Raw genomic sequence first — 20,452 nt, forward strand, 5'->3', positions numbered from 1 at the left:
ATTTTGCCCACACAAGCAAAAGACAAACCGCTGGAAGTCTGGTTTCAAGATGAAGCCAGGGTCGGACAGCAGGGCACGCTGACCCGCATCTGGTCGCAGCGTGGCACACGTCCACGTGCGCCGCGCGACACAGGCTACAAATGGAGCTACATCTTCGGTGCAGCCTGCCCCGCGCGAGGAACAGCCGCTGGCTTGGTCCTGCCTTATGTCGGGACCGAGGCAATGAACCTGCACCTCGTCGAAATAGCCAAAACCGCCGCGCAGGGGGCCCACGCCCTGCTGCTCATCGACGGTGCAGGCTGGCATGTGGCAAAAGCGCTGAAAGTGCCGGACAATATTAGCCTGTTAAAACTGCCGCCCTATGCCCCAGAGCTCAACCCTATGGAAAATGTCTGGCAATACCTGCGCGCCAACAAACTCGCGATAACCGTCTTCGACAGCTACGAAGACATCCTCGATAAATGTGCAGACGCATGGAACTTCTTTGCAACTGAGCCAGAACGGCTTACCTCCATTACCCAAAGAGAGTGAATAAAGGTCAACTGAATGGGCCGTTGGTATTAGCTGACTTTGACAGGATTTGCGGTTTTGACGGGAATTTGGGATTTTCAGATTTTGGAGTTTTTCAACACAATAAGTTGCTGTGTCGAGCAACGCCGCTTCTAATATCTCCCAGAATTTAGCCGAAAGCACACGCAGCATGCACAGTCTCGTGAGCACGACAACTTACACGGTCAGTTATTCTGCAACGTGGACAGGTACTCTATCACCGAAAGAATTCGTGCTCGGACATAACCGTCGGTATCGCGCCCTGGGTCAAATTGAAAATCCGTATAGAAGTCCGCAATCACAGCTGCGCGTTCCCGATATCGGATTCCCCACAGAGGCATATCGCGCCCGTGCGCACCGATATCAGCCGTTCCTTCGATGACATCATACACCCGTTCAACCGGGAAAACGCCACCGTTGTTAGTTGTGAGCTTACTCAGGTCTGCCGGAACCTGCGTCAGATAAGTTGCAACTGGACCATCTCCTTTTCCGGTTTCGCCGTGGCATTGAACACAACTGCTCCTGTATTCGAATTCCCCCAAGCTCTCTGCATGGGCAAGCGGTGCAAGAACGGCAAAAAACCCAAAGGCGGATACTGATGCTGTAACTGGTAGTTTCATCGCGGCCCTCGTCTATGGTGGGGTGGCTCTCCTCGCATTGAGCTCAAAAGGAATCTCGCATGTCTCCCCGATCTGCGCCCCATTTAAAACAAAAACATATGCCATATGTAGTATGTGTTAATTAGTAATGAGTGCAAGTTTGAGTATGATGACCTCTGTAATCAGATCCGATGAGGTCTTACGTTGCCAAAATGACACGTCAGGTCCGGCTTCTGATGCAACTCACCCGATATCTGCTATTGAGAATATGCGTTCTCGCTTGCGCAATTTCTCAGACATTGAAGTGGCTATACTGGAAGATGAGTTGGATTTTTACACCTTCACAGGCATCGCAGGCTCTACTGTGAAAAAGCTTCTTGCAGTTATTTGACCGAGACGACCTCACCCCCTCCGAATTTCCATTTTGTCCCGCATGTGAGACATCGGGCACTGGCGCAGCGAACGGCCGGTTTCGGGAAATTGTGCTGCACTGCCGCAACTCGGTCTCTGTTTCGACCGGTGTGTCGTAGCAATGTTCGCTGCAAATGCATCAGGCCGGTTTGTCCGGAGGCTGTGTGAAAACTCGATCAGACGGGAAAACCTGAGAATGCATTTCCTGTAACTGTCGCTCAGGAAAATACTTTCCCAAGAAAGCCGATCCCTCAATGCTTTTTGAGAACCCCTTCCTGTGCAAATCCCGAAATGTCGAGTTTTCACACAGCCTCTCCGCTTAACAGACCCCAGCACTCTGCGCAGAGAACGGCAGCTCAGAGCCCAGAGCGGCCAAGGACGATGCTTTTATGAGGCAGACCCAAGGGTCGTTATTCAGAGTGGGCGTTTGAGTCACCTGATAATCGGGAAACGAGCGCTGCAATCAGCTCATCTTCCGAATGTTTAAGGGGATCTCGCAGGTTATCGGCAAGTCTAAACATGAGGACCAGACCCAGCACAGATTCATGGATGGCCACGGCCTCTCTGGGACCGCGTCAACACCGATCTGCACCTGGGAACACCAATCGTTGTTTCGGGTATTGGCGTTGTGTGTAGGGGTAGGCTTTCAGCAAGTGACAGCGCCGGCGATATCGCCAGCAAGGACAGCAAAGTTAAGTGATCCATCTGGAGCATTCTCCCGTATCCCTAATATAGAAGGCATGTGGAAACAAATGGCATCCCAACTAGGGGCCGCCGAACCAGTAGGGAACGCTTGATGAAACAACTTGTAGTCAACGGATGGAACTTCATATTTGATGCTGATATTAGCCCGCTTCGTAATATTCCCGATGTTGCGACACGTCACTATGTGTTGCAGGCATTGGGGTTAATGTGGGCTGTTGCCTTTGCTACCGCGATCGGGAGCTATACGATACTTGCAGCAAGCATTCTTGGCCATACTGTCTTGATTGGGGCCACAGCAATTACGGTTGCAACTTATACCGCGGCTTCGAAGAAACCTAAGTTGTTCGCAATCGGTTCGGGTCGTCGCAATGATGGCGAACACGAGTAGCGGCCAGTGCAGCGAACGACCGCTCTGAGCCCTTTTTGACCGCCTTGAACCCAAGTAGCGTTTGTGTTGAGTGACCCCCATTACCGTCGCAAAAAACCACGCCAATTTGCAAATACTCAAGGCCAAGCTACGTTTCACTTGAACATTAGAGGGCCAAATTCACCATTGATCGTTCTATCGAGGAGCTTTGGATACAACTATGCGAATTATCTTTGCATTTGCTCTGCTATGCTGGTCCACGCCGTCTATGGCGATCATCGACGGTCTCGAAGCCAATGTGGACTCTTTCCGGTCTTACGTTTCCATCCGCTCGATTAGCCCTTACCCAAGTCACAACGGTCAAGAGATCAACGCGTGCGGTGGTACGCTGGTTGCATCCAATTGGGTGCTCACAGCTTCGCATTGTCGAAGTTCGTACGAAGCCGCAGTTTCTGGTGGTGCACCTGTTTTCGTAGGCGTGAACCTGCAGAGCGACGGGACATTTGGAGCGAAATTACGTGTAGTAGATGTGCGATTTTCTCCCGCTAGGCTCGGGTCCGAACGCTTGGACGCTGCACTTTTAAAGCTGGAATCTGACGCGACCGAACATGGCGCAGAAATAGCTGACTTCTTCGAAGAAGATCTAATAGTTGGTACCAGCACGACGACCGTCGGCGTTGGCCTAGGGCTCGAGGGGGCACCGATGGAGTACTACGAATCCCGAGTTACTGAATTTGGCTTGTGTGAAACAAACCGTGCAGACTTTGACGCGGCGCATGATTTTTGTGTAGGCGTCCCAGGGTCAATCCAGAGAACTGGTTATGGAGATTCTGGAGGCCCTTTGTACATTATGGATACCGCCTTAGAAGGCCAGTACCGCTTTGCCGGGATCGTAAAAGGTGGCGTAAAAGCGGGGGCCTCAGGGTCGGAAGAAACCGAAAATATTCGATACACAGATGTTAGCAAATTGTGCGGCTGGATAGATGAAATCACTCGTTGCAACGGTGTGTCTGATGGCACGAAAACCTCGGCTGAAGATATGACTACATGTAGACCAATCGGCCCCAATGCATCGCTTTTCGACACCTATTGGCGCATTGATCAAATCTATGAGCAAAAGATAACTGCGACTAACAATCTCAGAGAGCCACATCTCGTCCTGCACGGCAGCAGCCAAAATTCTGTGAGGGCCACGGTAGGTTGTAATCGGATTTCTGCTTCCTTCACTTACAACGATCAGGAACTTAACTTCGGACCAGCCGCTTCCACACGGATGGCCTGCCCAATGCCTCTTGATCAAGCGGAGAAACGGCTTCTTCTTTTGCTCGAAAGCGTTGAGAGTTCCCGGATTGCGGGCGAAAGCCTTATATTCTTTGGCTCCCGCGGCGAAGTAATCGCCAATATGACCGCTGTTTATCTCCCCTAAGTTCATGGTCCGTGTTGTTAGCGCGTGGCTCGTCGTGAGATGCGGACAAGGGGACGACCAACCTCGGGTCGATTGGAGCCAGAATACCGTGGTCAGAGCATCCATTCAACAGGAAGAAAACCAATGATCGAAAGTGAGATTTGCGTCAGCCAGCTTGCACCCGGTTCCTCCTGATAAATGACTATTTCGCCATCTGCGATATTTTCCTGCCAAATCATTTTCCCTTCTGGGGTTAATTTTGGCTGGTAACTGATGGAAGCAAGTGGGCCATCAAAAATCGACGATACAGATTTTGCAATAGTCGGGCTGTCGATTAGGAAGCCCATCTCACAATTGAGCAATGCGGATCGAGGGTCGAAGTTGAATGAACCAATAAACACGCGCTCTTGATCAACGGAGAATGTCTTCGAATGTAGACTGGCACCGTACAAACTAAATGGCAGGATCTGCAAATCTTCTGCAACGCTTTCGCGCCGCAACTTCAGCTCAAACAGATCGACTCCGCCTTTTAGTAATTGACGACGATAGCGGCTGTAGCCTGAGTGAACCAAAAACACGTCTGTCGTATCCAGTGCATTGGTCAATATTCGCACGTCGACCCCATTTTGGACCAGCTCAGTAAAGAATGCGGTCCCGTTCTTCCCGGGAACGAAGTATGCAGAGGCGAGATCAAGGCTGCCATGGACGCTACCGAGAATACTTAACAGACGCGAAATCATAAGTTGGTCACGTGTTGCGATGCCCAGCCCCTTTGTTGGATCGTCCGCGACGACTTGCACCCGTGTCCATTCAAGGCTTTCACCATTTGCGAGTATTCGTTTCATACTGTTGACCGACTCGTCCGCAACTTCTTTGGCTCCAGCAGAGGATTTTACTGCCTCCAAACGCGCGTCGAACGTCGCCTGATCCCTTTGTCCAACAATGATCCGCTCTGCTTCAAATACAGACGGCGCGTTCCAATATGCGTCAAAGATAGTTGCTGTCTGGGCGACAGCAGCACCGGTCGCGATGGCATCCAAATCGACGTAGAAAACGTCTTCTCCAACTCGGAAGTATTCATCCCCGATGTTGCGGCCACCAATAATAGCAAATGCGCCGTCTGCGACTAGCGACTTGTTGTGCATCCGGCGGTTCATCCGAAAGAAATCGAATGCGTAACCGAGCATCTTTGGACTTCGTACGGTGGACGGATTGAAGATACGGATATTAAAGTTGTCCTGCGAGTTGAGGGCCGCAAGATAGCCATCCATGCCGGGGACTCCATTATCATCGACAAGAAGTCGGACACGCACACCGCGACCTGCTGCACGCTCTAGCGCGCCGAGAAGAAGTATGCCGGATACATCATCATGCCAAATGTAATACTGCGCATCCACAGAGACCTCTGCGGCGTCAATAAGTGCCATTCGGCTTGCGAGCGCGTCGTCTCCTCTTGCCAACAGCATAATCCCAGTCATTTCGTCTGCTTGGGGCTCCATACCGCGGATCATGAGGTTGCCAAGCAAAGTTCCATTGGTAGCCGAGATCGCGTTGCTTGTTTGTCTGTCAACAATGTTCGGTAAAGGGAAAATCAGGCGCAAGGCAACGACGCAAATTGCCAGCCCCGCCGCGAGAAATGAAAAGTACTTGAGGAAGAGTTTCAATCGATCGCCATGTTTCGTATCCAAGTCTCGAAGCGTTCTAGCATAAACAGAAGTAGCCGGAAATGTTCTTGATCAGTACGCTTTCTGGATGGCCGATTTCGGGTCATTCAGGGGGGGGGTGACTTCACAGCGACGCCCTACGACTTGGCGATATTTAGCGATAGGTCGGAATCTGCCTATGGGCAATATAGCGTAAACGGCTGCTCCGCACCGCAGAGCAGTCATTGACGCATTGCGCGGCGAATGGCCGCTCTGCCCGGAGCGGACATTCGGTTGCTTCTTCTCGTTGGCTTGACGAATTTGACTGATCGCCATGAGCTCACATAGATTTTGCTGACTTCATTGCACGTAGCGCATAAGCTCTGCTGCACGACTCCGACCGAGCTCGATCCTGCAAGAATTGATCCCGATTCTTGTCCCAGAACCGCCTCCGAAGGTCGCCCCGACATAGCCGCAATGTTCATCGCGATAAACCGACCAAGCAGCCTGTGCAGCTTCCAGAGCTGGCACAGCCACCGTTCGACCAGTTACTTCATCGAGCTCTGCCGCAGACCTCATCGCGAAGTCCAGATAGATATCGACAGTCGCATCGACACGTTGAAGCGTATCAGCAACACAGGCCCCAATTTCAACCTGACTACTTCCGCCGCATTCTGTTGCCGGATCGGCAAAGACGATGCTCGGCAGGCAGGTAAATAGGAACAAAGTTGCAGCAAGACTTCTCATGACAACACTCCAAATGATCTTCGACACTCTGTGCCAAATTAACTAGGTACGAGACAACAAGCACCCCCACTCGCTATATTTCTTAAGCGGGTTTCCCAAAGCAGACGTTCGTGCATGCTGCAGCGAACGGCCGCTCTGAGCCCAACCAACCGCGTTTGAGATCGCGGTATTTCGCGCCCGCAGCATACAACCGAGGTCGAGGACGGCCCCAACCGGACTTTGGCCGCTCCATACAACGCTGCGGTGCAGCTTTCGCATTGCGGCCATTCGTGCATGGCGCAGCACTTTTGTCGGCTAAAACGTCGGTGTGCGGACTTTCCCGCCGTTCCACATCCACCCAACCGGCAGGATCTGTCCGCACTTGACCTTGGCAGGACCCGTCACGGAGTATGCGAGGGTCAGGGGGGCGATCATGGAGCAGTTTGAAACCATTATAATCGGCGGGGGCCAAGCCGGGCTTTCGCTCAGCTATTTTTTGACAAAGCTGAATTCGGGACATGTGATCTTGGAGAAGGGCGACATCGGTCAGGGTTGGGCGGATCGATGGGATGACTTCTGCCTTGTCACACCGAATTGGTCGGTGCGGATGCCGGGATATCCCTATCAGGGGGATGATCCCGATGGCTTCATGCCGAGGAATGAGATCGTTGCTCATTTGAAAGCCTACGCAGATAGTTTTGGCGCCCCGGTGCGCAGCGGCGTCGAGGTCGCCTCTTGCGCAAAGACCGATGAGGGCTTTGTTGTCCGCACAAGCGCTGGCGACATGTCATCCCGCAATCTGGTTATGGCCAATGGCGCCTTTCAAAAACCGTATCTTCCCAATGGAGCGGAAACCCTACCCGACACCCTAACGCAATTAACATTGGGTGATTACAAGAGCCCCGGCGCCCTGCCGGACGGAAACATATTGATCATCGGCAGCGGCCAGTCCGGCGTACAAATCTCGGAAGAGTTGGCTATGGCCGGGCGGCCGGTCACGCTGGCCTGTGGCCGTGTTGGCTGGGCCCAGCGGCGCTATGGCGGCAAAGACATAGTTTGGTGGGCGGAACGGGCTGGATTTTACGACCATCGCCTTGCCGATCTTCCCGACGGCGCCCGACTTGCCGGGAACGTACTGCTCTCTGGCCATCATGGCGGCACGCAGGACATCAATTTCGAAACACTTCAGGGTCAGGGTGTAGAGCTTGTCGGGCGGTTCCTAAGCTGCGACGGCCAGGTCGCCCAGTTCGCCGATGACCTTGACGCCTCAAATCAATTTTCCAATGACAGGTTCAATGACATCCGTAACCTCTTCAGCGCAACAGCGGAGAAAATTGGCGAAGCTGTTCCAGAATTTAGCGGAAAAACCAAATTGAAGGGAACGCCGCGGACAGAGATTGACCTCACCGACTATGGCGCCGCCCTGTTTACAGGAGGTTTCCGGCCAGGCTATGACAGCCTTCTTCCGACAAGGGGCGCCTATGACAACCAAGGGTTTCCGCTTCAGACAGACGGGAAATCCGACGTTGTGCCTGGCCTATGGTTTCTTGGCACACATTTCCTGCGAAACCGAGGGTCTTCACTATTACTTGGCGTGGGCAAGGACGCGGAAGTTGTGGCAGCGGCACTCACGGGGAAACCAGCAGACCAGTTGGGATGAACGGAGCCGTGCCTTGAACTGGACGTTGAATGACTGCATCGGGCTCCTTGCTGCCGTTAGCCGCATCGCAGCGATCCTGCCAAACAATTTCGCCCCGACCAACATGAACGGCCCATTGCTGCCGTTCACGTCCACCTCAGGATGCTGCGGCGCGGCCCGTCGAACCGGACTTTCGCTGCAACCGCACAATTTCCGATGGGCGAATTCACGCAATGCGGACGAAGCGGAAGATTGTGGTTCAGGTGCAGGGTGACGAAAACCCCAAATATCGGAACCGAGGGCCAAGTTGGCTAGGTGCTTTTAAGTTGCGCTTGGCGTGAGGCAGATCAATCCCAAATGATTTTGCGCCGTGTATTATGGGACAGGCTTTTCAGCGTTGCGATGTTTGATCGGAGAGACTGTTCAATGAGCGACTATCGGATCGAGACCATTGTTGCCGGGGTTTTGTTTATTACAGCGACAGCCGCGACGATGGCAAGTCAGATTATCATTGCGCCGATGTTGACGGCACCGGATGTCGCGGAACATGTCCTTACACGCATGCCCCTTTTCACTCTGGGTGTTGTGCTTGAAATCGTAAATGCGCTCGCGAGCGCCGGGATCGCGGTCGCGTTTTTCCCGATACTCTGGCAGTGCTCCCGCATTCTGGCACCGGCTTATGGCAGCCTTCGCGCGATTGAAGCGAGCATCGGCATTGTCGCCGCAATTGGGCTGCTTTTGTTGCTTACACCCGGTGGCGGCGCGATCGCCATTGCGGTCCACGACGTGGCATTCCTTCTGCTGCTGATGGTGTTTTCCGTCAGCACGTTGATCCTCTATCCGGCCCTGTTCCGCTTTCGTCTTGTTCCTGCGATCTTGTCACTCTGGGGGCTGCTCGGTGGACTGATGCTGCTCTTGTCGGTCCTGCTGATCCTGTTTGGCCGGGTCGAGATGGGCTCCACGATAGACATGATCCTTTCGCTGCCCATCTGGATCAACGAAATGGCACTAGCTTTGTGGCTCATCTTTCGCGGAGTGGATTTGGTCAAGGTTGGGTCAGGCGCACAAGACACATAGCACGAGAGTGGCGTGAGGCCGCTGTCTGCATTGCCCAAATAAGCATCCGCATCGGGCTCCTTGCTGCCGTTAGCCGCATCGCAGCGATCCTGCCAAACGATCTCGCCCCGACCAACATGAACGGCCCCTTGCGACTGGGGCTAAAAATGTTGGGTGTCAGGTCATGTACGACCCGCGCTGTTATTGCATCGCGATGCAGCAAAAAATTGCGGCCATTCAAGCGTGGTGCGGCGAAATTGATGGTCAGAATGGCGGAACCGCGGGACAAAGCATGGGTTAGCGGGCCGATCAAATTGATGGGTCGGGTTCTTGATAGGATTGTAGTGGTTTCGGCATCATAAGGAGAACGCGACGGATTAGACTCTCTGTGTCGTTGGGGGCAGCGATGATCTAGTCATCCATCCCTAACGGGCGCCGATTGCGGCAGAGAGCCGTAACCGATTTCCGCCAAGTTGCTTGATTTGGAATAACGCCGACATATCGGTTCATCTGAGTTAACGAAGTTACGAATCCGCCCAGCAAGACTCGATTCTGGCCGCGCCCAACAGATGGTTATTCAGCCGATTTCAGATAGGCAATGATGTTTTCGATGTCCGATTCCTTGCGCAACCCAGCAAAGGACATTTTTGTACCGCCCATGAAATCCTTGGGATTCGTCAAGAACGCGGACAGAGACTCTGTGTCCCAGACCAATCCGGCTTCGGCAGCCTCAATCAGTGTTGCCGAATACTTGAAATCTGGGTTCTGCCCAGCCGGGCTGTCGACGATACCGGTCAACACCGGACCAACTTTATTTTTTGCGCCTTCACCGACCGCATGACAGGCTTTGCATTTATTGAAAACCTTTTTCCCTTTGGCGGCATCGCCTTCCGCGAAGGCAGGTGCGGTTAGGGTAGTCAACAAGACGGCTATCACGGCAGTTCTAACGGTTTTCATCGTGGATTCCTATTCTTCAGATGATAAGTTCAAGTGCAGCACCGGCAAACGAGGCGACAGCGTAATATGCCATGCGCGGGTCCAGCAAACAACAGTCTGTCGAAAGCCCGCCTGCCGCAGCGGCCAACGGTGCGCTGACAGAAACCAGCGCCTGCTTCGGACGTGTCACTTCTGCTTTGGGCTCGAAGCGGCCGTCCGCTGCGGCTTGCGCCAACGTCGGCTCTGCGGGACGAAGCAAGCATAGCCTGTCAAGACGAGATCAACACCTCTCCTTCAATCTCCATAGCAAAGCCAAGCGGCAATCATGGCAATCCAATCGCGGATCTCGCATGAGACCGTTCAATTTTGACAAATCGCTTCGCGACGAGAGTGTTCACGCTTGCCTCTGCTGGGGATGTCGCGATCCGCTGTCCAGCGCGATAGCGTTCGGCGTAATTCACAATCGAACTGCGATTTCGGCTGATATATGTCTGAAGTTTCTCCAATAGCCTGTCCCCGCGCATGGCCCAAACACAGTGCTCTATTTCGGACGAAAGCTGCTTTCGGACACTCGATATCACGGCCAAAGCGCGCTTTGGCTGTCCGTTCCAAATCCGCCACTTGATCCGATCAATGTCTTGCTCGAAACATCGGTGCCCTTCGGGAGCGGTAAGCACCATCTGGGCAAGAGGCTGAATCTTCATAGAAATATGAAACCAGTCCAGAATATGGATTACCGGCTGTGGCAGCATACCGGCCAAACGTTTCAGGCATTCTGCCCCGTCGGAGATGACCGTGATTTCCCCTCGTCCGGCGTATCCCTGTTCTTTAAGTGCCAAGGCAGCGGTCGCCTTCAACTCGGCCGGATGCCCTCCCTCGAACGCAGAAAGCGGGTGTGCGCTGCCTCCTCGTGCGCCGCGACCGCAATGGCCAACGACCGCTTCAAACGTCCGACCGCCCCAATGCCTGACCAACGAGATATACGCAGTATCGACAGTGAAGACGACTTCCCGTGCAAGATCGCCCTCTAGAGGCAGCCCGAGCTGGGGCGATCTGTGTATTCAAGATGCTCATGCCAGAGCCGCTTGCGTTCGGCTTTATCGATGCGTTTGCCAATTGCGATCGCGCGATGCCTGTGTGTCGTGAATTTCCGGGACAGATGACAGGGCAGAAATGTCGCCAAGATATCCGAGGCCTCGCGGAATGGCAGTCTGGCGCCGAGACGGGCCGATAACTCCATTAATTCGGGAGTGGCGCGATCAGGACAAAGATCTGCCGCGGGAGAAAGGGTGAAACTGGTCCATGGATTGCACTTTTGGCAGAGGATCAGGCGCGGGTAAGTCGCTGGCACTGAACCGAAAACAGTGATGATATTTCGCTTTTGGTAGTCCTTGATGGGCAATTGACCTCCGCAGGACTGACAAACGCGCCTGTAGCGCACCCAGAGATCTAACTCCCGCTGAACAACAGCTTTCTGGATCTCGGCCATAACCGTTTTGCCGTCGTCAATTGAGAACCCGATGCGGCCATCCGTCAACTCGTCGAGATTCTTCTCAACAAGAAACTCCTTCCGGTACTCTTCTCCCGTCGGATCAACTGCCTCAACTGTGATGCGCCAATGCATATTCACCTCCATCTTTGTCCCAAAGCGGAAGCATCCCACTGTCCGAACAAAAAGACAGCCCAGACAATTGAACGGTCTCGACACAAGGCTAGCAACGCCGGGTTGGGCTGTTGCCAAGCCGACTCACCTTTTACACTTATTGCATTTGTTTCTTTTATTACACTTGTGATGGCGGGGCCAGTAGCCATATAGTTCAGGTGTCACAGGAGGGAACATTGGCATGACAGCGACAGCATCAGACGTCGCCCCGAACGAAGTTCAGGGGCTAAAGGACCGACTCCCGACCGCTGCGGAGATTGACAGCGCAGCGCATGCCGCGACTGCCATCGCGGTTGCAATGGAGCTCGACGGAGGCTTGAAGATCTCTGGCGAGAATGGAGATGCTGTGCACATTGCTCCTGCGGTCGGTGAGCTGATTATTGAACTGCTTGGCCATGTAAGCGCTGGAAACATGGTTACGCTCGTTCCGGTCAGCGCAATGCTTACGACCCAGCAAGCGGCTGACATTATGAACGTGTCTCGCCCCCACCTAACCAAGCTTCTCAAGCAGGGCGAGATTAAGTTTGAAGAAGTGGGAAGGCACCGACGGGTCCCGCTTCTAGCTCTGATGGAATACCGAGAAAACAAAGCAAAGCGGCAAGAAGAGGCTATGCAGAAGCTTTCTCGCCTTGGCCAGGAGTATGACCGGGCGTGAGCCATATCGCCAACCCATTCGTCATCTTGCTTGACGCGAACGTGATGTATCCCTTTCGAACACGGGATGTACTCCTCACGTTCGCACAGCAGGGTCTTTTCCGGGCGCGGTTTACCGAACAAATTATTGACGAATGGACTAGGAGTCTCATCAGAAACAAACCCGATTTGGAAGAAAGTGTGATGGAGCAAGCCGCAGCTGTTCGCGAAGTGTTCCAAGAGTGCTTTGTGACGGGATATGAACCGCTCATCGAAGGACTGGAGTTGCCGGATCCGGACGACCGTCACGTCCTCGCGGCGGCCATCAAATGCTCTGCCCAGATTATTGTGACGGAGAACCTAAAGGATTTCCCACCCGAAGCCTTGGAAGAGCACGGCATTGAGGTCTTGGGAGTCGACGACGCCCTAGTCAATACGTTCGATCTCTTCCCCATCGAAGGCGCTAGGGCATTGAGGACAGTCAGGCAGCGCTACAACAACCCACCGTTCAGGCCGTCAGAGTTTCTCTTAGACCTCACCAAATCTGGCATGCCAAAACTTGCAGCAATGGCCCGTTCTGCGATCGAGTATCTCTAGCCCGAATTATTCACCAGGCTCCGGCTATTTCCTTCCGGCGCGCTGAATTGGCCGGGTTGACGGCGTCGTTTTGAGCTGAGTTTGGGGTATGCGTTAAAGGTTGGTATCAGGGGGCGTTCGGGCGGCTGATGCCGCGTTCCTCATGGGCTCTGTGCGTTGATACACCCCAGCATCAGGACCAGCGTTGCCCGGTGCGGGCAAGCTGTCGGCAGTGCGATGCTTATGCGGGATTTCAACTGCCTGACGCGCACGGCGATCTTCAGGAACGTGCGTCGAGGAGTTTCAAAAGTTGCGCTGCGCCAGCGCGAGTGCCTTGGGGCTGCGCCGCGCAATTTCAGCAGCAACCAGTAGGCACCGGTGTGCAGAAACAGCCGGAACTGGTTGGCCTCCCAGCGATGGCAGGAAGTGCGGTCGGATTTGGTGTAGAGTTTGTGGTCCTTGATCAGGTTTTCCATTTTACCCCGAGCGCAATAGACCTTTTCATAAAGATGTTTGCTGCGCCCGCCCAGGTTGGTGACGATGAAGCGCACATCTGTTCCTTGTCGGGAAGCCTCGACGCGGGCAATGACAAGGCGTTCCTTCGACCAGCTTCCGGCCCCGTACCGGGTCTGGAAAAAGCGGCGGAGTTTTTCCTTGTTCCCACGCCTCCAGCGTGTTGCCACATCTTTGCTCCAGGGGGCCGAGAGCGACTTCAGCCTGCTGTTGCCCGCTCCCGGCGAATGCACGCATTCGCCTGCCGCCAATGGAAAGGCCGAGGATATAGAAGCAGCCCTGTTGTTCCAGAAATTCCATGACTTCTGGTGTTCCATAGTGCCCGTCGCCGCGCACCGTTATGGCAACATGAGGCCAGTTCCGGCGGATGCGCCGGATCACGTGACGCAGAACCATCGCAGCCTCTGCACCGGAAGGCCGCTTGCCGGGGCGCAGCAGAAAACACACCGGTCTGCCCGTGGCAGCGTCATAAATGTGGATCGGCTGAAAGCAATACCCCCGCGCGTGGGTATTGAACAGCGACAGTTGCTGATCGCCATGGGTCCGGTCGGGCGTGTCGTCGATATCGAGCACAATGTAGCCCGGAGCCGCCCGGAAGCTGGCGCAGAACAGATCAATCAGCTTGAGCCCCATTCGGGCCAGATCGCGCCAGGACAGGGTGTTCTCCAGCCGCGACAGGGTCGGCTGGGAAGCAAGAGCGGGGCCACTGTCCGGAAGGCGCTCGCAAGCGATCTTGAAGGCTGGGTCATGGCGCAACGCATCAAGATCCTCGCAGTCCTCGTAACCGCAGGCAATCGCAAACATGCGTTCACGGATCATCGTTGTGTGATCGTGGATCGTGCGCCCCGGGTCGCGCGCATCGTGCAGGCAGGACGCCAGCATGCCGGAAAAGTTCACTTCCCGTTCAATCTCACGCAGCAACAGCACGCCTCCGTCAGATGACAGAGCGCCGCCATCAAAACGGGCGTGTATGTCGTGTCGTTTGACAGGTGACAGGCCAGGGAGGAATAGCGTATCGTCTTTCATGGCGGGCTGGATTTTCTGCTGGAGGTGAGTGATCTTGTTCAACACCAAAATCATACGCTATTTCAACAGCTTGATCTACGCCCGCCAACCAATTCACGCCGTTTCATGAATAATTCAGGCTAGATGTTGTCGTCGGTAAGGTTGAGAATGCCAACATGAGCCGGCGCTTCGGTCTTGTGCAGCATGCCGCCAGATCTCCTGCCAAGCAACTCCGACATGACCTGAACACGCAAGGCTGGGACGGTCAGAGCAAAGTGACCGTGATTTCAGACGGGGAACCAGCCCTGCCAAATCTTGTGCGGCGCGCAGTTCAAGGTCCCGTCACCCACATCCTCGACTGGTGGCATGTCTCGATGCGGGTTCAACATATCGAGAACGCCGTGCGAGGACTTTTGCAAGCGAAGGAGTTTTCCGGGTTGCCGCAACTCTTCGAGCGACCGGCAGAGACTCTGCGCTGGTATTTGTGGCACGGCAAAGTGATGACGGCTGCGACAATCCTCAAGGTTCTAACAATCGACTGCGGCCGTTTGCACGCCGAAACTAAAGACCTGCGAGACGCGGTCCGGCGTGTTAAAGCGCGGTGCCAGGAACTCTATTCCTACCTTTCCAACAACTTCGACGCGTTGGTAAATTATGGTCACCGATATCGAAACGGACTTGCGGTCTCGTCATCCCGCGCAGAAGGTTGCGTCGATGACATCGGAAACACTCGCATGGGTAAACGGCGGCGCATGCGATGGTCTCCGCAGGGTGCGCATCGCGTCGCCATCACAAGAGCCGCAGTCCTTGACGGCAGACTAACCGTTTCAAAAATGGCCGCTTGAACACCAAGTTTTGCCCACTCCCAGGCAAGTCAGACCAGTCAGAGCAGTCTGGCTTCGCGCAGTTCGCCGCACTCGCTGGATAGGTGTGTCCGCTAGTAGAGCTACCCTCGCCGTAGCGGAAACTTTGCGACACTACCACCCCAACTACCAAACTGACCTCCCCTGGCGCGCCCGCCAAACTATACCGAGTGTCTTCAACACCGTTTCGCATCAACCCTTTATCTGCTCATTTACTATCATATATGACAGATAATACATATTAATTGGTCATATATGACTACATTTCAAACGCTATCGCCATCTGATCATTGACAAAGGCTGACTCATAGTCGCGGGCCAGCGCGCCCGATACACCCACCTGGCGGAGCGCTTCTCGCCACCCATCCGAAATACGCTGCGCCATGTTATGGATCATCTCGCGCGCCTCAAGCTCGGGAATCTCGAAAAATTCGCAAACTTCGAACGCGAGCTTGATCGATCGATCATGGACACCGCCTTGTAGGATGGCCGTCTCAAGATGTGGGTTGCGATCCGGCGCTGGGTTCACGTCAAAAACCGGCGAAAGACGCCATTGCCCCGCTCCCACATAGAGGAAGCCATGGTTTTTCAGGTGATCGTCCTTATTGGAAACAAGGATGGTGAAAATCAGACGCCTATAGAGTTCACGGAACTCGGCCATAGGTTCCGATGAATAGGACCGCATGAAATCGACAATCTCTGTATAGGAACCCAGCTCAGCCCCCGTCTTGCCGAGGGCCGTGCGAGCGGAGATATAGGGAATCCGTGTGGCCCCGCGCCGGTCGAACCGCTGGATCAGCGCAACCGGGAACGGCGTGTCCACCAGTTCCAACCGTGTCGCGGGAGTGCGGATTCCGCAGGCCGCCGCTAAGCGCAGCGTCGCGACCTCGACGCGCTCGATCGGTTGTTGGTCGTGGACCGAGGTAAACTTTGCCAGCCATAGCGCATCGCCGTCCCTGACATTTGCCTTTGGGCGAGCGCCACCGGAGCCGCCCGCGCCGGCTAACGCTTGCATTTCCTCCGGCGAGACTTCCTTTCCTTGCTCATAGGCTCGCGCAATCCCGGTGATAGTTTCAAGATCGACCAGTCGCGGAATGGCGTTGGCCGCCTTGCCGTGAATAACCTCGCCATTGTCATCTAGAAAGCGCAACGCGCCTTGCCTGCAGGCATCGCCGGAAAGCGTAAGATACTCGAATTCGTTGAGGCCATTTCCATAGGCACGCTCGAGCAGTCTGCGTCCCCAAGCATCTGGAGCCGCATCGGCAAAAACTCCCGCCAAAGCGTCGCGCATATTACCCGGCTGGCCCGATGTATGAAACGGACCGGCTTCAAATGAATAATCCGGCTGGATGGCGAAGCCGCGAGGATTCTCGATCCAAACGGGAGCATACATGAAGGTCGAAAATTGCCGTGGCCCGGCATGTGTAAACCGCAACTGGCCCACGCGTGTTCGGCTCTCACCAAGTACTACATCCGCAACAAAGTCAGTCATCAAAACGAAGCTCCGTCGGGGTCCACAACATCCTGACGTTCCAGGGAACCTTCAGATTGAACCTTCTGTTTCCGGAGCTTGGCCGCAAACGAGCGCCCTCGGCGCGGGCCCTGCTCAGTCGTCAGCGCCAGCCCAAGATCATCTTTGCGGACGTCGATGAGGTCGGCGAGGCGTTCCAGCAGGCCTAGGACGACCAACACATCGGCAAGTGTCCCTATGGCGACGCCGGGCTCCCCCCTTTCGAGGCGTGCAATAGAGCTTGGTGATGTTCCAGCGCGAACAGCGAGATCGGCTACGGCGATACCCCGCCGCAACCGCGCGCCTCGGACATCCTGGCCCAGCCTTTCAAGAGCTGGCTTCGACTTGGGAGAGCCCATCACAATCTTTCATATCTGACGCATTAACGCACTTTAAACGTCATATATGGATATTTATGGTCTTGCCTGTCAAGCGGCACGCAAAACTGGCCCCCTGCGGGCGTGGTGGATGGTCCCTGTCCAGACCGCAGCGCAGTTCTGCAAATCCAGAAGCACCGCACAAGACTATCAGGCGCTTCCTCTTAAGCGATACTCGGACAGGCGGTTCATTGCGCCGAAGTAATCCCAGCATCCACCAACCCCTCCTTGTCCGGCAGGTCGCGCAAGTTTTCCAGCCCGAAGGCCACCAGAAAATGTTCCGTCGTCACAAAGGTATAGGGCGCGCCTAGCCGCGGGCTTCGCGGCCCCGTTCCGATCAGGCCGCACGCATGCAGTCGACCGATCAGGTCGCGGCTGATTTCTTTGCCAAAGATGTCCTTCAGCCCATCGCGAGTGGGGAGTGGGCAAAACTTGGTGGTCAAGGGCGTTGTTGCACAGATCAACTGCGGCTCTGAACGCGCCCTACGCGAGGCGGAATTCAGGCGGTGCGTTCAAAACTGGGGCGACCGAGCCAGGTCATTCGGTTGAGAACCCGGACGCCAATCTTGGCTTCTGTTTTCTGATTTTCGAACGTCCGCGCCTTTAGCTTGGGCCCGACTACATTTTTCCAGCGGCCCATTTGCGTCTCGATGCGGCTGCGCCGGTTGTAGCCGGAGGTCTTCTGCCAGGCCATCCGTCCGTGTGCGTGTATCACGGCAATATGGCGATCGCGAACGGTCGGATCCTGCGCTGCGTTCGGGCTGAAGCTCGCGTTTTTGGGAGGCGGGATCGCAATCTCAAGCGTTGTGCCAAAGCGTTCGGCGAGAAGGTCACGCGTAGAGCTGCCGTCGAAAGCCCCATCTGCGAGGAATAGGTCAACGGGGGCATCGATTTGATCCAACAGGTCCGGAAGCGCGGTCGGATCGCCTACGTCATCCGTAGTGAGATCGGAGCAGACGATCTCGCCACTGACAAGATCAAGACCGAGGTGCAGCTTGCGCCAAGAGCGCCGTTTGCGGCTTATTGCATGCTATTTCTCAAGCCATTTCTCACCCGGCAGGCGCAAGCGCAGCATGCTGCCGAGAGGGCACCCTCGCCGAAGACCTTCAGACCAGTGCTATCAACTGCCAGATGGATTGCGGCTTGGCTGTCGACCCTTGGCTTTGTTTGCAATACCAGGCCGCCGCCACGGCGAGATAGGGTTGAGAAATCTGGCACTGCGATGTTAACCCCCAACAGCCCCGCAATTGAGCGCATCAAGCCTTGGGTCTGGCGCAGCGGTTGGCTGAAGACCACGCTAAGCGTTAGACAAAGTTCAATCGCTAGATCCGAGTAACGCAGCTGTCCGCCACGCGTCGTTCGGCGCGGTGCCGACCACAGGCCAAGCGCGTCTTCGCTGATCCAAACCGTCAGATCACCGCGCCGTCGCAGGCCTTCGTTGTGCTCAGACCAGTTGGTCACGCGGTGCTTTTGCTTCGGGATATTGTCGCGACGATCGGCGTTGAACTTGTGCGGCATCTACAGAATCCTGAAGGGAACAGTCCGCATAAGTATTAGCGGAGGCGCGATCCCTGTAACAAGGCCGGTTGGCAGCGGGCTTTGGACTGGTTCCCTATTGCGCTAGGAATCCACCGTCGATTGGAAGACAATGGCCGGTGACCATCGCCGATGCTCCGCTTGCCAAAAATAAGACGGCCGCAGCGACATCCTCGGGCTCGGCCAATCGCCGCAGGGGCGTCATGTTGTAGATTTTTTCCATCACATCCGGTTGATCGAGCAGCGGCTGAATGAACGGGGTCCTGACATATGTTGGCGCGATTGCGTTCACACGGATGCCACTCGGGGCCCATTCTACGGCCAGTGCTCGGGTCATGTTGACGATGGCGCCTTTTGTCGTCTGATAGGACACATTTGGATACACGCCGCCGCCTGACAGGCCCATGATGGAAGAAGTCTGGATAATGCTGCCCTTGATCCCTGCCGCAATCATGTGACGTGCGGCGACGCGGCTGGTCAGGAAGCTGCCGGTCATATTCACATCAACCACCTTATTCCAGTCTGCCAGTGGCAGATCGACCGCTTCGCGCCGGATGGCGATACCTGCGCAATTTACAAGGATCGATGCGGTGCCCTGTTTTTGAATCACATCGAAGGCCGCCTCGACCGAGGTTTCGTCCGCCACGTCTACTTCGACACCAAAGGCGTTCGGAATTGTCGCGGCGGCTTTGTCAGCGTTGTGTCTGTTGATATCCAGAATGGCTACACGTGCGCCGGCTTCTGCCAGCATTTTGGCTACGGCCAGACCGATGCCGCTGGCACCGCCTGTCACGGCTGCAATGTCACCATTCAGTTTGAGCATGGACCCCATGGGTTCCTCCCCTGATGCGGATGTTATTCAGATCCGTCAGAGGGAGTCGAGGTTCAACGCCTCAAACGATCCTATCAGGGCTTCCTCGCCGCGCTGGCGCTCAGGCAGATGTTTGTCGATTGATTGCTCGGGTGGGCATTGTCAGAAGGATATCGGTTGAGACGGGCAGGGTAGTTTCGTAGTTTTGTGGCATGAACAAACCTGACCCCTTCAAGTACTTTCACAGCAGCCTTGAAATCATTCGCCTGGCGGTCATGATGAACGTTCGCTTTCCACTTTCGCTCCGAAACGTCGAAGACCTGCTGCACGAGCGTGGGATCGAGATCTGCCACGAAACGGCTCGATTTTGATGGAATAGATTTGGCCCGATGTTTGCTGCCGAAATCCGTAGAAACCGGGCGAGCTGGATGCGTGGCTATTCGAATCGGCCTTGCCATCTGGACGAAGTTTTCGTGAAAATCAACGGCGAGACGTGGTTTGTCAGAATAAACTGATCCTGTAAGTTTCGACATAGGAATTTTAGTGATGATCGCCGTCACCTACTTGGATGTAGTTAAGCAAATAGGAAAAATTTAGGTCTGTGCCAGAGCAGAACGGGCGCAAACTCTTCTTCTGACAACACCGTTTTTGTCAAGACAACTGCTATTGGTCTGAGAGCGTTTTGGTCCTGGACGTTGCTATACAGCTGCCGCTTGGGTGGTATCCGCAATGGCTGATATGAATGCAGAGAACAGCTCGCCCTGCGAACTTATGCGTAGCTTTGCATACACGTTTCTTCGATGAATTCTGACTGTCCCCGTGGAAATGCCCAACAACTTGCCAAGGGCGTCGGCGGAATGGCCGCGCAGGGTCAACTCGACGACTTCGCGTTCTAGGGGGGTTAATACGCCCTTTCCGATTTTTCGAAA

19 protein-coding genes and 5 pseudogenes are annotated in these 20,452 nt (G+C 54.9%); 10 read left to right on the forward strand and 14 right to left on the reverse strand.

The annotated features are described in order from the left end of the window. On the forward strand, nucleotides 1-531 hold a 531-nt coding region (locus AC221Y_RS07600), incomplete at its 5' end, for an IS630 family transposase (RefSeq protein WP_486707093.1). A 203-nt stretch (nucleotides 532-734) separates the two neighbouring features. Here AC221Y_RS07600 and AC221Y_RS07605 read toward each other — a convergent pair. Further along, complete coding sequence (locus AC221Y_RS07605; RefSeq protein WP_486707094.1) at nucleotides 735-1,169, reverse strand: c-type cytochrome; 435 nt, start codon at nucleotides 1,167-1,169, stop codon at nucleotides 735-737. 139 nt (nucleotides 1,170-1,308) lie between these two features. Between AC221Y_RS07605 and AC221Y_RS07610 the strand changes: the two genes are divergently transcribed. The 3 genes from AC221Y_RS07610 (at nucleotide 1,309) to AC221Y_RS07620 (ending at nucleotide 4,057) form a co-directional block, all read left to right on the forward strand. Continuing rightward, a complete protein-coding gene (locus AC221Y_RS07610) occupies nucleotides 1,309-1,539 on the forward strand; it encodes a hypothetical protein (protein ID WP_486707095.1) in 231 nt (76 codons plus the stop codon). Between the two features lie 816 nt (nucleotides 1,540-2,355). Next, nucleotides 2,356-2,652, forward strand: coding sequence for a hypothetical protein (locus tag AC221Y_RS07615; RefSeq protein ID WP_299757444.1), 297 nt, complete (start codon nucleotides 2,356-2,358; stop codon nucleotides 2,650-2,652). Nucleotides 2,653-2,851: 199 nt separating this feature from the next. Continuing rightward, on the forward strand, nucleotides 2,852-4,057 hold the full coding sequence (locus AC221Y_RS07620; protein ID WP_486707096.1) for an META domain-containing protein: 1,206 nt from the start codon (nucleotides 2,852-2,854) through the stop codon (nucleotides 4,055-4,057). 92 nt (nucleotides 4,058-4,149) lie between these two features. Here the strand turns inward: AC221Y_RS07620 and AC221Y_RS07625 are convergent, their stop codons facing one another. Next, the gene (locus tag AC221Y_RS07625; RefSeq protein WP_299757449.1) at nucleotides 4,150-5,700 is read right to left on the reverse strand and encodes a phospholipase D family protein; all 1,551 of its coding nucleotides are present in this window, start codon (nucleotides 5,698-5,700) and stop codon (nucleotides 4,150-4,152) included. Nucleotides 5,701-6,039: 339 nt separating this feature from the next. Next, nucleotides 6,040-6,426, reverse strand: coding sequence for a lysozyme inhibitor LprI family protein (locus tag AC221Y_RS07630; protein WP_299757452.1), 387 nt, complete (start codon nucleotides 6,424-6,426; stop codon nucleotides 6,040-6,042). Nucleotides 6,427-6,838: 412 nt separating this feature from the next. On the opposite strand from AC221Y_RS07630, the gene AC221Y_RS07635 reads away from it, so the two are divergent. Next, entirely contained in the window at nucleotides 6,839-8,065 is a 1,227-nt protein-coding gene (locus tag AC221Y_RS07635) for an NAD(P)-binding domain-containing protein (protein ID WP_299757454.1), read from the forward strand. Between the two features lie 405 nt (nucleotides 8,066-8,470). After that, complete coding sequence (locus AC221Y_RS07640; protein WP_299757457.1) at nucleotides 8,471-9,121, forward strand: DUF4386 domain-containing protein; 651 nt, start codon at nucleotides 8,471-8,473, stop codon at nucleotides 9,119-9,121. A gap of 552 nt (nucleotides 9,122-9,673) precedes the next feature. Here AC221Y_RS07640 and AC221Y_RS07645 read toward each other — a convergent pair. From AC221Y_RS07645 to AC221Y_RS07660, 4 genes are all read right to left on the reverse strand, one after another. After that, the gene (locus AC221Y_RS07645) at nucleotides 9,674-10,057 is read right to left on the reverse strand and encodes a c-type cytochrome (RefSeq protein WP_299757459.1); all 384 of its coding nucleotides are present in this window, start codon (nucleotides 10,055-10,057) and stop codon (nucleotides 9,674-9,676) included. Between the two features lie 16 nt (nucleotides 10,058-10,073). Beyond that, nucleotides 10,074-10,295 (reverse strand): hypothetical protein, encoded by a 222-nt coding sequence (locus AC221Y_RS07650; protein ID WP_299757461.1) that lies wholly within the window; start codon nucleotides 10,293-10,295, stop codon nucleotides 10,074-10,076. Between the two features lie 64 nt (nucleotides 10,296-10,359). Continuing rightward, nucleotides 10,360-10,875 carry a hypothetical protein gene (locus AC221Y_RS07655; RefSeq protein WP_486707097.1) on the reverse strand — a complete coding sequence of 172 codons (516 nt, stop codon included), beginning with the start codon at nucleotides 10,873-10,875 and terminating at the stop codon, nucleotides 10,360-10,362. A gap of 188 nt (nucleotides 10,876-11,063) precedes the next feature. Beyond that, on the reverse strand, nucleotides 11,064-11,660 hold the full coding sequence (locus AC221Y_RS07660) for a hypothetical protein (protein ID WP_486707098.1): 597 nt from the start codon (nucleotides 11,658-11,660) through the stop codon (nucleotides 11,064-11,066). A 220-nt stretch (nucleotides 11,661-11,880) separates the two neighbouring features. Here AC221Y_RS07660 and AC221Y_RS07665 point away from each other — a divergent pair, with 220 nt between their 5' ends. Both AC221Y_RS07665 and AC221Y_RS07670 read left to right on the forward strand, forming a co-directional pair. Next, nucleotides 11,881-12,354: an excisionase family DNA-binding protein gene (locus AC221Y_RS07665; protein ID WP_299755694.1), complete on the forward strand. Its 474-nt coding sequence runs from the start codon at nucleotides 11,881-11,883 to the stop codon at nucleotides 12,352-12,354. Beyond that, the gene (locus AC221Y_RS07670) at nucleotides 12,351-12,929 is read left to right on the forward strand and encodes a VapC50 family PIN domain-containing toxin (protein ID WP_486707099.1); all 579 of its coding nucleotides are present in this window, start codon (nucleotides 12,351-12,353) and stop codon (nucleotides 12,927-12,929) included. The genes AC221Y_RS07665 and AC221Y_RS07670 overlap by 4 nt, the downstream gene beginning before the upstream one ends. 140 nt (nucleotides 12,930-13,069) lie before the next feature. On the opposite strand, the pseudogene AC221Y_RS07675 reads toward AC221Y_RS07670, so the two are convergent. After that, a pseudogene (locus AC221Y_RS07675) lies at nucleotides 13,070-14,447 on the reverse strand (IS1380 family transposase). A gap of 119 nt (nucleotides 14,448-14,566) precedes the next feature. On the opposite strand from AC221Y_RS07675, the pseudogene AC221Y_RS07680 reads away from it, so the two are divergent. Continuing rightward, nucleotides 14,567-15,271, forward strand: a pseudogene (locus tag AC221Y_RS07680) (ISKra4 family transposase); the annotation flags it as partial. 277 nt (nucleotides 15,272-15,548) lie between these two features. Here the strand turns inward: AC221Y_RS07680 and AC221Y_RS07685 are convergent. From AC221Y_RS07685 to AC221Y_RS07705, 5 genes and pseudogenes are all read right to left on the reverse strand, one after another. Continuing rightward, nucleotides 15,549-16,781, reverse strand: coding sequence for a type II toxin-antitoxin system HipA family toxin (locus tag AC221Y_RS07685; protein WP_299755698.1), 1,233 nt, complete (start codon nucleotides 16,779-16,781; stop codon nucleotides 15,549-15,551). Then, on the reverse strand, nucleotides 16,781-17,158 hold the full coding sequence (locus AC221Y_RS07690; protein ID WP_299755701.1) for a helix-turn-helix domain-containing protein: 378 nt from the start codon (nucleotides 17,156-17,158) through the stop codon (nucleotides 16,781-16,783). Before AC221Y_RS07690 ends, AC221Y_RS07685 begins: the two co-directional genes overlap by 1 nt. Nucleotides 17,159-17,364: 206 nt before the next feature. Next, a pseudogene (locus AC221Y_RS07695) lies at nucleotides 17,365-17,592 on the reverse strand (SMC-Scp complex subunit ScpB); the annotation flags it as partial. Nucleotides 17,593-17,675: 83 nt separating this feature from the next. After that, nucleotides 17,676-18,694: pseudogene (locus AC221Y_RS07700) on the reverse strand (IS5 family transposase). 94 nt (nucleotides 18,695-18,788) lie between these two features. Beyond that, nucleotides 18,789-19,535 (reverse strand): SDR family NAD(P)-dependent oxidoreductase, encoded by a 747-nt coding sequence (locus AC221Y_RS07705; protein WP_299755704.1) that lies wholly within the window; start codon nucleotides 19,533-19,535, stop codon nucleotides 18,789-18,791. Nucleotides 19,536-19,735: 200 nt separating this feature from the next. Here AC221Y_RS07705 and AC221Y_RS07710 point away from each other — a divergent pair. Continuing rightward, a pseudogene (locus tag AC221Y_RS07710) lies at nucleotides 19,736-20,026 on the forward strand (IS6 family transposase); the annotation flags it as partial. A gap of 195 nt (nucleotides 20,027-20,221) precedes the next feature. Here the strand turns inward: AC221Y_RS07710 and AC221Y_RS07715 are convergent. Then, nucleotides 20,222-20,452: response regulator transcription factor (locus AC221Y_RS07715; protein WP_486707100.1), on the reverse strand; the 231-nt coding region annotated here is incomplete at its 5' end.

Source organism: Boseongicola sp., assembly GCF_057460485.1.